This is a genomic window from Haladaptatus sp. SPP-AMP-3, from assembly GCF_049568665.1.
GTDB lineage: Archaea > Halobacteriota > Halobacteria > Halobacteriales > Haladaptataceae > Haladaptatus > Haladaptatus paucihalophilus.
The window spans coordinates 205,649-219,506 of record NZ_CP145902.1 but is presented as its reverse complement, the minus strand read 5'-3'; the positions used below and the strand labels follow the sequence as shown (position 1 = coordinate 219,506).

Here is a 13,858-nt window from a genome sequence, read left to right as displayed (position 1 = left end):
CAAAGACCACTGGAGAAAGCTGAATTCGACGGGACGCTACTCGTCCAAGTCGGGAACACTCATGTGGGCATCTGCTTCCCTTTGCGTGGGAAGTCCCCCAGCGATCGCGAGTAGAACAGCGCCGAGCAGACACCATATGGCTACAATAGCCCATTCGTAGGGCCACGTGAGTGCCGAGGGTGACCCAGGAAGGTAGAGACCGATAAAGAAGATGGTCAACACCAACCCTAGTCCACCGACGATGTATCCAGCTGGGAGCTTAAAGGGTCTGTTGAGTTCGGCGTTGCGATATCGAAGGATCAAGAAAGAGACAACGACGAGGAACCACGCCGTGACCATTCCGAGTCCGCCCGCATTCACGATCCACACCAGCATCTGCTTGCCGAACAGCGGCGCGAGTGCAGCGAGCGCTCCGACGAGTACGATTGCAGTCGATGGGGTGCTGTATTCGGAGTGAATCGTCCCAAGCGAGTCAGGTAGCATGTTCGACTCGGCGAGCGCATAAATCGCTCTGCTAGCGCCGAGCACGAAGCCGTTCCAACTCGTGAGGATACCAGCGAGACCGGCGAGTGCCATGATCCGTCCGATGATTTTGCTGTTGAACGCGATTTCCATCGCGGTTGCAGCAGGGAGTGAGCTCTCGACGAGCGTCGTCCCTGAAGCAACCTGTCCTGCTGCCCAAATCACTGCAATGTAGAACGTGGCAGCACAGGCTACAGAGAGGACGATAAGTCCTCCGAGCGTTTTCGGGGAAACGTCGGCTTCGCCCGCTGCTTGAGGAATCACGTCGAATCCAACGAACATGAATGGCGTCATTATTGCTACGGTAAACACGCCCTCAATTCCGGCATTCGCGAAGGGCGGTGACGATGGTGAGCCCCCGTTGAACAGCGCTCCGAGTAAGAGCGTTACACCGGAAAGCGTGATTATGAGCGCGAGAATCGCTTGGAACTGCGCCGCCGGGCGGACGCCCCGATAGTTGAGGTAAGTAACGACTATCGAGCCAACGAACCCCGTGAGGACCCACGTTGCGTAGACGGGTTGACCGGCGACCGTCCACAGTTGGAAAACGTTGAACCCGGGGACGATGTACGCAAGTGCGCTCGGGAGTGCAACTGCTTCGAATGCGACGACGCTAACGTAGCCGAAAATAATCGCCCACGTGCAGGCAAACGAACCTGCTGGTCCTAAGGCACGCATGCTGTAGGCGTGTTCCCCGCCGACAACGGGCATCGCCGATGCGAGTTCGCCATAGATGAGCGAAACGACACCCACCATGAACCCGCCGAGAACGAATGCCGATATCGCTCCATTAACACCGCTTTCATCGATGAAATAGCCTGTCTGAACGATCCAACCCCATCCAATCATTGCGCCAAGTGCGAGTACGAACACATCGCGTTTCGAGAGGATGCGTGAGAGTTCATCTGTCATGGTTATGTGCGACACTCACATAGTCAAACTTTCCCACCATATATCTTTCTGTGTTCAATTTCTATTCAAATTCATAAACACAGTCCAATAATATGGTCATTTAGGGAACCTTAATCAACTGGAACCTCTCGATGTCCGTGGGTTCTTTCTCGATGCGGTGGGGTAAAGCAGGCGGATGGAAGGACGGAGTTCACTACCTAGACGCTGTCCGACACCTCGTCGATCCAGATCGTTTTCTTCGTGACGAACTCTTGGATTCCGTGGTGGGAGAGCTCTGTTCCGTGGCCCGAGGCCTTCGTACCACTGAACGGAACTCGTGGGTCCGATGCGACGACTTGGTTGACAAAGACATTGCCAGCGGTGATCTTCCGGGTGAGTGCTTCGCCGCGTTCGGTATCTCCCGTCCAGATACTTGCACCGAGTCCGTATGGGGTATCGTTCGCCACGCGAATTGCCTCCTGTTCGGTTTCGACTTTGAGGACGGTGGCAACCGGGCCGAACAGTTCCTCAGTCGCTGCCGGTGCATCATTCGGGACGTCGGTGAGGATCGTCGGTGGATAATAGTAACCGGCCTGATCGAGCGGTTTACCTCCGAGGTGAAGTGTCGCACCAGACTCGACGGACTGCGTAACTTGTTCATGGAGCGACTCTAACAGATCCGCTCGTGCTTGAGGCCCGATATCGGTTTGCGCTTTCGATGGATCTCCGACCGTGAGTGCGTTCATCTCCTCGGTAAACCGTTCGAGGAACTCATCGTAGACTGTTTCGTGTACCAGAAACCGTTTGGCAGCAATACAGGACTGTCCGTTGTTCTGTGTTCGAGCTTTGGTCCCTTGTTTGGCAGCACGTTCAATCGCCGCGTCATCGAGTACGATGAATGGGTCGCTCCCACCGAGTTCGAGTACGGTCGGTTTGAGTTCGTGGCCGGACGTCTCCGCAACCGCTCGCCCCGCCCGCGTACTGCCTGTCAGACTCACCCCCTTGATTCGATCATCTTCGATGAGAGTCGACACTCGTTCGGTAGGAATTTGAAGGGAAGTGAAAACACCGCTGGGGTATCCAGCACGTTCGAAGACCGATTCGATGGCTCGCGCACAGCCGAAGACGTTCGGTGCATGTTTGAGCACTGTAACGTTCCCTGCAGTGATGTGGGGAGCAGCGAACCTGAAAACCTGCCAAAATGGATAGTTCCAGGGCATTACTGCGAGGATTGGCCCGATCGGCTCATACGAGACGTACGTTTTTGATCCAGGGACGGTACCGATCCGATCGTTCTGCAGAGTTTCTGCAGCGTGCTCAGCGTAGTACTCACAGACCCACGCACACTTTTCGACCTCGGCAACCGCCTGTTCGATGGGTTTTCCCATTTCGGTGGTCATCCGAGTCGCGTACTCGTCGGCGTTATCGCGCAGCACGTCAGCCACATCCGCCAGCAGCGCTTCGCGACGTTCGATCGGCTCGGTCCGCCACGATTCGAATTCTCTCCATGCCTCGTCCAATCGGGCGCTGACCGTTGGCTCGTCGTGTTCGTCGTACGTTTCGATGACGTCTTCGGTTGCTGGGTTGATCGATCTCATTTTCGTCTGTTTAAGATGGACGGGCTGTGACTCCCGTATATCTCAACGGTCTCGCCACCTACTGATAAGTGTTCCACTTTTCGTAGGATAATGGGATTGAATCCCACCCTAATTCTAATTTTAGAACCTAGTTTGATTCAGAATCGCGGTGTGAATTGTCGAGGATGCCAATTGATTCGTTCTGTTTTGTTCCAGTTTCGAAGATTCGCCGCACTATTTTCCTATTGTTTATGGACCAGCGATGTCTTCTATTTCTGGACTGTATATCACTAGGAATGATTTATTAGGACTCAGTCTTAATAATCGCGTGATGCAGAAACAGGAGACAAATCGGTCGATCGAGTCCTCTTACGACGACCACGTCATGCCTATCTGGAAATCACTGAACGTCCCGGTCAAGCGAGCATCCGGTTGTACCCTCGAAGATTTCGATGGGAACGAGTATCTCGACGTGTTTTCGGGAATCTCGGTGACGAACGTCGGCCATGGAAACGAAGCTGTCGTCGAGGCTGCGAAAGCCCAGCTCGAAGAGTTTATCCACGGCTGCTCGTACGTACACCCGAATGAGCCAGTAGCTGACCTCGCCGAAACGATCGCTGACATCACACCGAGGGATTTGGAGAAGAGCTTCTTCTGTAACTCCGGGACGGAAGCAGTCGAAGGAGCGATCAAGCTCGCGCGAAAGTACACCGGGTCCAAGGAGGTCATCGCACTCGAGATGGGGTTCCATGGGCGCACGCTTGGAAGCCTTGCACTCACGGGAAACAAGGCGTACAAACAGGATATGGCCCCAACGATCAACGATGTCTCCCATACTGCGCCACCGTATGCGTACCGATGTCCCCGTTGTAACGGCGATCAGTGTAATGCTAGCTGTGCCGACCAACTCGAACGGGTCATTGGCTCGCATACGAGCGGTGACCTTGCGGCAGTTGTCGTCGAACCTGTTATGGGTGAAGCTGGTATTATCGTTCCCTCGGATGCATGGCTCAAACGCGTCCAAGAGATAACTCACGACCACGGTGCACTACTCATTGCAGATGAGGTCCAGACCGGCTACGGTCGTACCGGAAAATTATTTGCGAGCAATCATTTCGATATCGAGCCAGATATCCTGACACAAGCGAAAGGAATCGCGAACGGACTCCCGCTTGGTGCGTTCACCGCATCGAAAGAGGTTGCAGACGCATTCGAGGCTGGTGACCATCTTTCGACGTTCGGCGGTAACCCCGTCGCATGCGCAGCTGCGCTGGCTACTATCGATGAATTACGAGACGAGATCATTACGAAAGCACGCCAAAACGGTGAGTGGCTCGCATCGAAGCTTGAAACGCTCGAAGCAGACTACGACGTGGTTGGTGAGGCGCGTGGCCTTGGATTGATGCAGGGCATCGAACTCGTTGAACCTGGGACGATGGGGCCGCAGAATATCGCTCCTCGACCGGATAGTAAACTTGCTTCTGCTACTAGTGAATTCCTCCGAGAAGAATCGAATGTCGTCATGGGTGTCGGTGGATACTACAAAAACGTCATGCGTTTCCAGCCACCGCTGACAATTTCGCGCGATCAACTTGGAGACGCAGTCGAAGCGCTTCGAAAGGCGCTTGAAAACGTTGTCTGAAATCAACGGTGATACATTCAACAACCCAATAGCTGTTGGCCTCTTATCGAGTGAGGACAGCGGCAGATGGGCAATAGCGTCTGGATGACTCCGATCGAAGGCGAAGAACAGACCTCACTGTCTGCACTTGTCTCGGAGATTTTTCGAGGAGGCGAAGATTCGGTTTGAACACGAAACCCACTACGACTGGATTGCGTTCCCTTACGTGATTCGGACGCTGGTACGTTAACGAAGTACTTCGGGAAAGTGGCTGGTGAAGACGAGTACAAATATCGGGGCATTGAGTGCCGTCAACGGAGTACGCCGTCGTATATCGATGAGGCGCAGAAAGCGTTGATTCGAGCGATGGATGCGTATCGAGACCCGGTGGCAGTCTGTGAGGAATTACGGTCGTGGGTCGATCGGCTCGAGCGTGGGGCGGTCGATCCGAGTGAGTTAGTGATTACGAATCGGGGTTCGAAAAAGAAGGAGGACTACACGCAGTCGACGCGAAGTGTGGTGGCAGTATCGCCACTTGGGTGGCGTGAATCGGATATTGAGGAAGAATTGGGCAGTATACCGAATCCAGTTTGGCGTCGTTCGGGTAAGATGTACGTACCCGACCGAAAGACCCTCAGAAGAACCGGCTGAGTTTGAGTCGCGAAGGCCACATTACATTCACTGTCGCTGTCGCACCGATACTCATTCCTGTGTTGGCAACAACGACATCGATTTTGTCATCATGAGGACACACAGGCGGACGGGAATAGAACGCCGTCTCATCAGAAGTGTCACCGAGCGAGTTGTCGGAGAAGCCGCCGTTCCAGTCTTGACTGTCGGTACCGATTCGGAAAAATGAATTACGTCCTGCTCGATGGACTTTCCAACTGAAACGATTGCTCCAAGCGGCCGAAGTGGAATTTGTCGAAGCGAAGTGGATAATGACGGTTACGTAACCGATACCGACGCAGCCGTCTTCTCACGGCGCTCGATGACTTCCCGAACGACCTCTGTGTCGTTTTTGGGGGTTCCAAAGATGATAGCATCCGCGTATGGTTCGACCCGCCGTGTCACGTCGGCGAGCCGGCTCACCTCGGCTTCAGATCCCGACAACTGGATTGTGAGCGGGACGTTCATACTCTCGAGTTCAGTCGCGAACCCACGAGCTAATGATTCAACCCAGTAGGTCGTTTCGTAACTGATACTGCAAAGTGGCACGAGGAACCCATCGACATATGGGGCGAGACTCTGTGGATCAAGTCCGGTACGTTCCCGAAGGTGTCCGGGATACGGATCCGGATACAATGTTACTACCAGAGCTCCCTTTACTTGCTTCGATGCATCACTAACGAAATCAGTGATTGTCTCGGCTCGCCACGCAATGCGGTCGTCGTGACGACTCTCTGCAAATCGGCGTTCACATCTGTTACAATGACAGAATCGTTTTCCAGGAAATCCGGGCGTCGTCAGCCGAACGTCGCTTTCCGCACCGACTGCTGCGATCCTTTCTAAGAGCTTTGTGCGGTAGTCGCGGTCGTTTGGACAAACCGTCCCCCAGTGGTGTCCTTCTGCATTGGGGGTTGCACGGATTCCTGTCGCGGTAATCGCAGCTCGATCCGGTTCGTCGCGAATGGTCTCTGTATCTCCCCAACACGCGATGGAGTTGACCGCATCGTCGAGTGGTTCCCGACGGGCCCCACTCACCTCGTCCGTAATGTAGTAGAGGTCGCCAACTCCTTCTCGATCAAAGTCAGGGTCGCTAGTGAGGACGCCATACATAGTTGTCGTTCCTCTGCCAACCAAGTTAAATACTGGTTCGAGCGAGAGATGAGACCGCGGTCAGCAGCGAGAGCAACTCGATGAATTAGTTAGCGATTCACGAACCACTATCGGCCTGTTTCGCAGATTGCAATAGAGAATCAACTCGACTGACCGCATCGGCAGGCGGGTCTGGAAAGTACCCTGTGTGGAGAATCGAGGCCAGAAATTCGAGCGTGTCGACAAGTCTCGGTCCTGGCCGATTGAGGTAGTGGTTTCCGTCGATAGCATACGCTTGCTTCTGCTTGACTGTTTGAGCGATCCCCAGCCATCGAGACTGGTAGAGGCCGTCGATATTTGCGCTCGTCCGTTCGAGAGCGAATCCACACGGTGCTGTGACGATGATATCAGGGTCTGCCGATTGCAATGACGACCATTCGATCGGTTTAGACCGTTCGCCTGGGTTGGAAAGACGGGACTTCCCACCTGCAATTTGGACCAACTCAGGAACCCAGTGACCGCTTATCATTAGCGGATCGAACCAATCAAGGACGGTCATACTTGGGCGATCTTCCGCATCACCTATTCGTTCGCGAACCGCTTTGATTCGCCGTTCGAGGGACGTACGTAATTCAACTGTTTTCTGTTCCCGGTCTACTGCCTGACCAATTCGTTCGATATCGTCGAGAACGTCTTCGAGCATATGGGGATGGGTCGCTACCAACTCCGCATCGAGTCCAGGGTCGGCGATCGTCTCCTGGACGATCGAGATGTCCTCAAAGACGGGGAGTTCCTCCGCATTCAAATAGATGGTCCACATATCGTTCGGTCGTGGCAGTTTCGTTCGACCTCTTCGGGACGCTCGTCGAAGTCACACCGCCAGATGACCCTGCACAAGCCGTTGCGACTGCACTCTCCGAGCGAGATGTTCCCATCCCGTCTGACTGGCGGCATGTCTATACGACCCCTCATCTCGATGTTTCCCCGGGTGCCGAGCTCTCGCTCGTCGACCACGTGAAAGTGGGATTGGAGAGTCGTGGGAGAGACGTCTCACGCTCGATCGTTCGAACATCACTTCTCGATGCATTCGAAACCCCAATTCGCACGCGAACAGGGGCTAAAAACGCCGTTGCCTCTGCCAACGGATGTGGGTCGATTGGAATCCTCTCGAACTGTAGTGTTCCGCGACTCGTCCAACATACCCTTTCTCAGTCCGACCTTGATCCAGACGTTTTCGATGCGGTCGTCAGTAGCGTCGAATGTGGATGGCGGAAACCGGACGAACGTGCGTTTCGCGAAATATCTGCTCGTCTCGACGTCCCACTTTCAGAACTCACGCACATCGGTGACGATCCAGAAACGGATGGAGGGGCAACCGACGCGGGAGCCACCGCGATTCTACTTGATGACGTCACACTGAGCGAAATTTCGAGGGAAATGGAGTGCCCTGAATGACTCTTTATGGCGTCCTCGGAGTCACGATCGCGCTCTTGCTAGAGTGGTTCTTCATGGAACCACCCACGCGGGTGCATCCCGTTGTCTGGTTCGGGAAAGTGATTGCTGCGACTGACCGCGAGTGGTCTGCCCCTCGACGGACCGGCCTCCTAATCGCATTGGGGTTGCCCGCAATAGCTGCCATCGGTGTTGGTGTCCTCGTTCAGATAGCCCTCGCAGTGCATCCATTCGTCGCTACCGTTCTCGCTGGCATCGTGCTGTTCACGACAACGAGCATGCGGATGCTTCTCGAAACCGCGACCGACGTGACGGAACTGACCGGGACGAATATCGAGTCTGCCCGGACGGAGGTACGAGCGCTTGCAGGGCGCGACGCGTCGTCACTCTCACCGGGAGAAGTTCGAAGCGCAGTTGCCGAAAGTCTATCCGAGAATTTGGCCGATGGTCTCGTGGCGTCCCTGTTCGCCTTCGCCATCTGTGCTCCCATTTCGCTTCCGCTGGCCGCTGCTGCGGCGACGTGGGTGAAGGCGGTCAACACGCTCGACTCCATGTTGGGTTATCGTTCGAAACCTGTCGGGTGGGCGAGCGCGCGACTCGACGATGCGGTGATGTGGATTCCGGCACGACTCAGCGCCGCACTCATCGCGGTCGCCAGTCTTGGAACTGATTTCCTTTCGGATGCTCGTTCGTGGGCCCACGAACCCCCGTCGCCGAACTCCGGGTGGCCGATGGCGACCCTCGCCGCCGCACTCGACACCCGTTTCGAAAAGCCGGGCGTTTATACGCTCAATCCCCGCGCACAGCTCCCGACCGTTGCCGATGTGAGACAGGGAGTGAGTGTCGTTCGGCGGGCGAGCCTTCTCGCGTACGTCATCGCGGGGGTGGTCGCGTGGTTCTAACGGCGGTTCGTGGCGCGCTCGGGTTCTTGAGTCGGCTTCCGGTAGGACACGATGAGGCTGCGTGGGACGCGTTTCGGCGCAGTTCGGTCGCGTTTCCTTTGGCAGGATACGTCATCGGTGTGTTTCTCGCCGTTCCGCTCCTGCTCCCGCTTTCCACGCCCGTCGATGCCGCGTTGTTCCTCGCGACTGTGTATGGGGTTACTGGTATCAATCACGTCGATGGATTGGCTGACCTCGGTGATGCGGCCGCGGTACACGGGGCGGAGAAACGCCGTGCCGTGATGAAAGATACGGATGTCGGCGTCGGTGCCCTTCTCGCCGTTGCCCTCCTCGTTGCCGGACTTGCGCTCGCCGCGGTCGGGGTGGTCGCGCTTCCGCTCGAAGCCATCGTCGCCATCGTGGTAACTGCTGAGGTGAGTGCAAAACTCGGGATGGCGGGATTGGCGGCGTTCGGTTCGCCCGCACACGAGGGATTAGGGTCTCAGCTCATGGACCAGACTCCCCGGGGATTCGTCGTTGCGGCTATCGTCTCGGTCCCGACACTAGCTCTTTCCTGGTCTCCGCTGGTCGGTATCGTGATGATAAGTGCCAGTTTGCTCACCACTGCCGTCGTCGGTCGGTGGGTGCGGTCGTGGCTCGGCGGCATCAGCGGCGACGTGTTCGGTGCTACTAACGAACTTTCCCGATTGGTTGCGCTTCACGTGGGGGTGGTCGTGTGGACGCTCTTTTGATGAGCGGTGGCAAAGGAACGCGGCTCGACGCATCCGTCGAGAAGCCGATGTTCGAAATCGACGGTGTACCGATGGTGAACCGCGTCTACACCGCCGTCGCAGAGAGTCGAATCGATTCCGTTCACGCAGTCGTCTCCCCACACACTCCGGAAACGCGGCGCCATCTCGACTCGCGCGCGCTATCCATCATCGATGCACCCGGAGACGGGTACGTCGAAGACCTCTCGTACGCACTCGAACGCGTCGAACTACCGATTCTCACCGTCGTGTCGGACCTCCCGCTTCTCGCCGGAAAGTGTCTCGACCGTGTCATCTCCGTACACGACCGCGGTTCGCTCACGGTCTGTGCACCCGCCGCCCTCAAGCAGCAGTTGGGAGTGGGGACCGACACGACGTTCGAGCATGAAGGACGGGAACTCGCTCCGACTGGACTCAACGTCGTAGGAAACGGCGATGATGAAACCACGTCTGTTACTTACGATGCACGTCTCGCTGTCAACGTGAACCGACAGACCGACGCGGTCGTGGCGGAGGCGTTCATATGAGATTCGTCCTCGCTGCGGGAACGACACGTACTGCCGAAATCGACGGGATCAGTGCCGCCGGTGCAGCCCCGGACCTGATGGCACATACACCAAGTGCGGATATCGAAATCGTCGAATACGGACAACCGATTCGGGCACCGATCGTGCCAGTCAGTCCAAGTGGCTGTCCGACACCCGCCGTCGTAACGCGAGCAGTTCGGGAACGGCTCGATTTCGATCTAACCGTCATCGATGCCGGGTTGATACGTCCGACGAGTACGCCGACGGTTTCGGTCGGTGCACGAGGAGGCAGAGACGTTCGAGAGGCGGAACCGGTTCCATGTGCACAGAAGGTCTATGAGGAAGCACGACGATTTGGTGCGGCACTTCCTGACGATTCAGCCATGATCGCCGAGACGATTCCTGGCGGGACAACGACTGCCTTGGGAGTTCTCACGGCATTGGACGAAGATATCACCGTTTCGTCATCGCTTCCGGACAACCCACTTCGCCTCAAACGAAACGTCGTCTCGGAGGCGTTAGCCGAAAGCGACCTGGGTCGGGGAGACGCAGCCGGTGATCCCGTCTTCGCGGTGAATCGCATGGGTGACCCCGTTCTCGCCACTGTGGCGGGATTCACCGTCGGTGCCCTCGAATCCGGAATCGATGTGACCCTCGCTGGTGGAACGCAAATGCTCGCGGCGGCGTCGCTCGTTCGCCACGCCGGAATCGACGATGCGCTCGGACTGGCCACGACATCCTTCGTCGCCGACGACGAGACGGTCGCGCTCGACCGAGCGTGCGATAGGCTCGATCTCGAACTCGAAGTCACCGACCCGAAATTCGACGAGGACGACCACGTCTCGATGCGGCGGTACGTCGAAGGGGAAGGAAAAGAGGGCGTCGGAATGGGTGGTGCGCTCGCGCTCGCCCACCGAGCAAATGTCGAGATGGATTCGATCCGAGACAGCGTTATCGAAGTGTACGACCGAATCGACGGTGACGCGGATGGATCCTGACGCCATCGACGCCGTCGAACGCGTTCCCCACGGGAGTTCCGATAACCCGGATTTGATCGACTTCAGTGCCAATATCAACCCGCGGATACCGACCGGTGTAAAAGCCGTGTACCGTGACGCGCTGCAATCATCGGGAACGTATCCACCAGACGACTACCCGGAGTATCGGACGGCGGCAGCCGATTACGTCGGCTGTACACCCGAGGAAGTAATTCCGACGCCGGGTGGTCTCGCCGCCATTCGACTGACCATCGAAACGACGGTTTCGGCGGGCGATTCGGTACTCGTTCCGTTCCCCAGTTTCGGCGAGTATCATCGCGAAGTACGCCTCCAGGGTGCAACCCCCGAGTTCGTTCCCCACGGCCGCATTCTCGAAACGGATCCGACCGACCACGCACTCGTCATCGTCTGCAATCCGAATAACCCAACCGGTGATCTCTACGATGCTGACGAACTCCGTCACTACGCGGAACAGTGTCGGGATGCCGGAACAACACTGCTCGTCGACGAGGCGTTTCTTGGATTTACCGACCAGGAGTCGATGGCAGGTCAGGCGAGCGTTGTCGTCGCTCGTTCCCTGACAAAGTTGTTCGGCTTGCCGGGGTTGCGTGCCGGATTCGCAGTTGCGACGGGTTCAGGAAGGAATCGTCTCGAAATCGCCCGTCGAGCGTGGACGCTCGGAACTCCTGCCGCGGCCGTCGGAACGTACAGTATGGGGTGTTCCGAGTTCATCACCGAAACCCGCGGCCGCGTCCTCTACGAGCGCAACAGAATGTGCGAGACGCTTACCGCTTCGTTCGATGTCCATCCCTCAGACGCCCCATTCCTGTTATTAGACGCCGGTGAGCGCGATCCCGACGAAATCGTTCGGACCGCCCGTGATCGAGGCGTCGCCGTCCGCGACGCGACGACGTTTCGCGGTCTCGATTCACATATTCGAGTGGCAGTACGCTTGCCGGACGAAAACGACCGATTGTTGGACGTACTCGACGATGTTTGAGACGACAGTTCGGAATGACGTGCTCCGACTCGCTCGCCCTGAAACTAGATGGCTCAGTAGCGGTTGGAACGGCGGGTTTTCGGACGCGAACGCCGCCTACAACGTCTCGGTTCCAGAGGGGTTCCAGCGGACGGACCTAGACGCGTACATCGACGAACGTCGAACGGAGGCGGGGTTCGACCGTTCCGGTCCGACGCTCCTCACTGGTGTTGATCTTCGCCACGCTCGCGGGGCACGGTACGGCTCCGTCGAAGTGGTCGTCACCGCCGGTATCTCGAATCCCGCGGCGCTCCCGATGACCCCGAGCGAGGAAACGAAGTCGCGTGGCAACACATGGGATGTCGAATCGGACGTTGGAACTGTGAATGTCATTCTGGGAACAACCCACGCACTCGACGATGGGAGCCTCACGACGTTGCTGTCGGTCGCCGTCGAAGCGAAAACTGCGACGCTACTCGCCGAAACGGGGTTCCCTGGCACGACGACGGACGCGGTTATCGCTGCGTGTGACCCGAACGGAGAAACCGAAACTTTTGCCGGAAGCGGGACGCAAATTGGGGCAGCAGCGAGGGCGTGTGTCCGTGACGCCGTCCGAGCGAGTCTCCGTTCGCGGTATGCGAACCGGGAGCTCCCGTCGTCAGTTGAGGACGCGGAATACGGCGTCACGACCGAGGTCCAAAGCGAGACGTTTCAGCTCTGAGAGCCAACTATCGCTTCTGTCTTCGATTCATCGCCACCGACGGACCAAGAGAAGTGCACCGACCATCGCAACGAGGACATTGGTCACGCCGAATCCCGGTTGCCCGTTCGATTCCGTTGTCGTCGTTGCTTCATCTTCATCGACGGTCTCCATCGTTTTCGTGGTAGTTCCAGTCGTGGATTCTGCCGTGTTTGTGGTCGCGTTCGCCGCTGCATATGCATCCGGATGGAACTGTTTCGTGAGGTTCGTGATAGCATAGACTACTCGCGGCGCGGGTTGGTTCATGTACTCGATGGGAACCACGACCGTCCGGTTTTTCCGCACGGCGGTAAGGTTCCGGTATCCTGCTTCGTCCGGGACGGCCGGGTCTTGTTCATTGAGGACGATCCAATCGGGGTCCTGCTTTACCACGACTTCTTTGTTGATCTGTTTGTACCCCGAGATGCCGACCTTGGTGGCGACGTTGTTGCTTCCGGCGGTTCGGATGATCTGGTTGATGAACGTCCCTTTACCGGAGGTGTACCCGTAGAAAAGGTAGAGGACGTCCGGACGTTGTTCCCCGTCAATTGCCTGCCGGACGGTACGGATACGATCTTTCATCCACGAGATGGTTTTCTTCGAACCATCACATTCTCCGACGAGGGAACCTGTGACGGCGGTGTCGCGGTAGACGTCCTCGATGGTGGTCGCACTTCGATACGCGTACACTGTCATCCCGGCGTCACGGAGCTTTTTGACCGTCTCCTTCGAGACGCTGTTCGGTGCGAGGACCAAGTCCGGTTCGAGCGAGACCACCTTTTCGACGTTTACAAACGCCTGCCCGGTCCCGGACACGTTCGCTTTTTCGTCCGCACCATCGAGGTAGCTTGCGTACCGGGTCACACCGACGACCTTATCTTTTGCACCGATTTCCCACATGATCTGTGCAGCGCTCGGCGAGAGCGTGACGACACGTTGTGGTTTTTCATCGAGCGTTACTCTCGTTCCGGTCGCATCTACCTTGGAAACTGGAAACGAACAGTTCGACTGTTGGGTCCCTGTTGCGGTTGCCGTCGGCGAGACGGCGAACATTGCTACGAGGAGAAGACTGACGAGGAGTATCCTCTGTCGCATGTGACTGCCCTTTGGACGTATACAATAAATATTTACCTAACACAATCT

General features: G+C 56.9%; 14 protein-coding genes. 9 read left to right on the top strand and 5 right to left on the bottom strand.

Going from position 1 to position 13,858, the window contains the following annotated elements; translation table 11 throughout:
• Window positions 1–36: 36 nt before the first annotated feature.
• On the bottom strand, window positions 37–1,434 hold the full coding sequence (locus V5735_RS23890; RefSeq protein ID WP_423747246.1) for an APC family permease: 1,398 nt from the start codon (window positions 1,432–1,434) through the stop codon (window positions 37–39).
• A gap of 197 nt (window positions 1,435–1,631) precedes the next feature.
• Window positions 1,632–3,011, bottom strand: coding sequence for an NAD-dependent succinate-semialdehyde dehydrogenase (locus tag V5735_RS23885; protein WP_423747245.1), 1,380 nt, complete (start codon window positions 3,009–3,011; stop codon window positions 1,632–1,634).
• 310 nt (window positions 3,012–3,321) lie between these two features.
• Between V5735_RS23885 and V5735_RS23880 the strand changes: the two genes are divergently transcribed.
• Both V5735_RS23880 and V5735_RS23875 read left to right on the top strand, forming a co-directional pair.
• On the top strand, window positions 3,322–4,632 hold the full coding sequence (locus V5735_RS23880; protein ID WP_423747244.1) for an aspartate aminotransferase family protein: 1,311 nt from the start codon (window positions 3,322–3,324) through the stop codon (window positions 4,630–4,632).
• A gap of 493 nt (window positions 4,633–5,125) precedes the next feature.
• A complete protein-coding gene (locus V5735_RS23875; RefSeq protein WP_423747243.1) occupies window positions 5,126–5,470 on the top strand; it encodes a universal stress protein in 345 nt (114 codons plus the stop codon).
• An 89-nt stretch (window positions 5,471–5,559) separates the two neighbouring features.
• Here V5735_RS23875 and V5735_RS23870 read toward each other — a convergent pair whose 3' ends face one another.
• On the bottom strand, window positions 5,560–6,390 hold the full coding sequence (locus tag V5735_RS23870; protein ID WP_423747242.1) for a hypothetical protein: 831 nt from the start codon (window positions 6,388–6,390) through the stop codon (window positions 5,560–5,562).
• Window positions 6,391–6,487: 97 nt separating this feature from the next.
• A complete protein-coding gene (locus tag V5735_RS23865) occupies window positions 6,488–7,189 on the bottom strand; it encodes an ABC transporter substrate-binding protein (RefSeq protein ID WP_423747241.1) in 702 nt (233 codons plus the stop codon).
• Between the two features lie 11 nt (window positions 7,190–7,200).
• Here V5735_RS23865 and V5735_RS23860 point away from each other — a divergent pair, with 11 nt between their 5' ends.
• From V5735_RS23860 to V5735_RS23830, 7 genes are read left to right on the top strand one after another with little or no spacing between them, the layout of a single operon-like run.
• Entirely contained in the window at window positions 7,201–7,824 is a 624-nt protein-coding gene (locus V5735_RS23860) for an HAD family hydrolase (RefSeq protein WP_423747240.1), read from the top strand.
• Complete coding sequence (cbiB, locus tag V5735_RS23855) at window positions 7,821–8,723, top strand: adenosylcobinamide-phosphate synthase CbiB (protein WP_423747239.1); 903 nt, start codon at window positions 7,821–7,823, stop codon at window positions 8,721–8,723. Before V5735_RS23860 ends, cbiB begins: the two co-directional genes overlap by 4 nt.
• Window positions 8,714–9,454, top strand: a complete 741-nt coding sequence (gene cobS / locus V5735_RS23850; protein ID WP_423747238.1) for an adenosylcobinamide-GDP ribazoletransferase — start codon at window positions 8,714–8,716, stop codon at window positions 9,452–9,454. The genes cbiB and cobS overlap by 10 nt, the downstream gene beginning before the upstream one ends.
• Complete coding sequence (locus V5735_RS23845; protein ID WP_423747237.1) at window positions 9,454–9,999, top strand: NTP transferase domain-containing protein; 546 nt, start codon at window positions 9,454–9,456, stop codon at window positions 9,997–9,999. The genes cobS and V5735_RS23845 overlap by 1 nt, the downstream gene beginning before the upstream one ends.
• Window positions 9,996–10,997, top strand: a complete 1,002-nt coding sequence (gene cobT, locus V5735_RS23840; RefSeq protein WP_423747236.1) for a nicotinate mononucleotide-dependent phosphoribosyltransferase CobT — start codon at window positions 9,996–9,998, stop codon at window positions 10,995–10,997. The genes V5735_RS23845 and cobT overlap by 4 nt, the downstream gene beginning before the upstream one ends.
• Window positions 10,987–11,997 carry a threonine-phosphate decarboxylase gene (locus tag V5735_RS23835; protein WP_423747235.1) on the top strand — a complete coding sequence of 337 codons (1,011 nt, stop codon included), beginning with the start codon at window positions 10,987–10,989 and terminating at the stop codon, window positions 11,995–11,997. The genes cobT and V5735_RS23835 overlap by 11 nt, the downstream gene beginning before the upstream one ends.
• The gene (locus tag V5735_RS23830; RefSeq protein WP_423747234.1) at window positions 11,990–12,697 is read left to right on the top strand and encodes an adenosylcobinamide amidohydrolase; all 708 of its coding nucleotides are present in this window, start codon (window positions 11,990–11,992) and stop codon (window positions 12,695–12,697) included. The genes V5735_RS23835 and V5735_RS23830 overlap by 8 nt, the downstream gene beginning before the upstream one ends.
• 27 nt (window positions 12,698–12,724) lie before the next feature.
• Here V5735_RS23830 and V5735_RS23825 read toward each other — a convergent pair whose 3' ends face one another.
• A complete protein-coding gene (locus V5735_RS23825; RefSeq protein ID WP_423747575.1) occupies window positions 12,725–13,810 on the bottom strand; it encodes a PGF-CTERM-anchored ABC transporter substrate-binding protein in 1,086 nt (361 codons plus the stop codon).
• Window positions 13,811–13,858: the final 48 nt, after the last annotated feature.

Bases quoted from the DNA above. Each gene is read 5' to 3' on its own strand.
- V5735_RS23890 (WP_423747246.1), bottom strand. From the start codon at position 1,434: ATGACAGATGAACTCTCACGCATCCTCTCGAAACGCGATGTGTTCGTA.
- V5735_RS23885 (WP_423747245.1), bottom strand. From the start codon at position 3,011: ATGAGATCGATCAACCCAGCAACCGAAGACGTCATCGAAACGTACGAC.
- V5735_RS23880 (WP_423747244.1), top strand. From the start codon at position 3,322: ATGCAGAAACAGGAGACAAATCGGTCGATCGAGTCCTCTTACGACGAC.
- V5735_RS23870 (WP_423747242.1), bottom strand. From the start codon at position 6,390: ATGTATGGCGTCCTCACTAGCGACCCTGACTTTGATCGAGAAGGAGTT.
- V5735_RS23865 (WP_423747241.1), bottom strand. From the start codon at position 7,189: ATGTGGACCATCTATTTGAATGCGGAGGAACTCCCCGTCTTTGAGGAC.
- cbiB (WP_423747239.1), top strand. From the start codon at position 7,821: ATGACTCTTTATGGCGTCCTCGGAGTCACGATCGCGCTCTTGCTAGAG.
- V5735_RS23845 (WP_423747237.1), top strand. From the start codon at position 9,454: ATGAGCGGTGGCAAAGGAACGCGGCTCGACGCATCCGTCGAGAAGCCG.
- cobT (WP_423747236.1), top strand. From the start codon at position 9,996: ATGAGATTCGTCCTCGCTGCGGGAACGACACGTACTGCCGAAATCGAC.
- V5735_RS23835 (WP_423747235.1), top strand. From the start codon at position 10,987: ATGGATCCTGACGCCATCGACGCCGTCGAACGCGTTCCCCACGGGAGT.
- V5735_RS23830 (WP_423747234.1), top strand. From the start codon at position 11,990: ATGTTTGAGACGACAGTTCGGAATGACGTGCTCCGACTCGCTCGCCCT.
- V5735_RS23825 (WP_423747575.1), bottom strand. From the start codon at position 13,810: ATGCGACAGAGGATACTCCTCGTCAGTCTTCTCCTCGTAGCAATGTTC.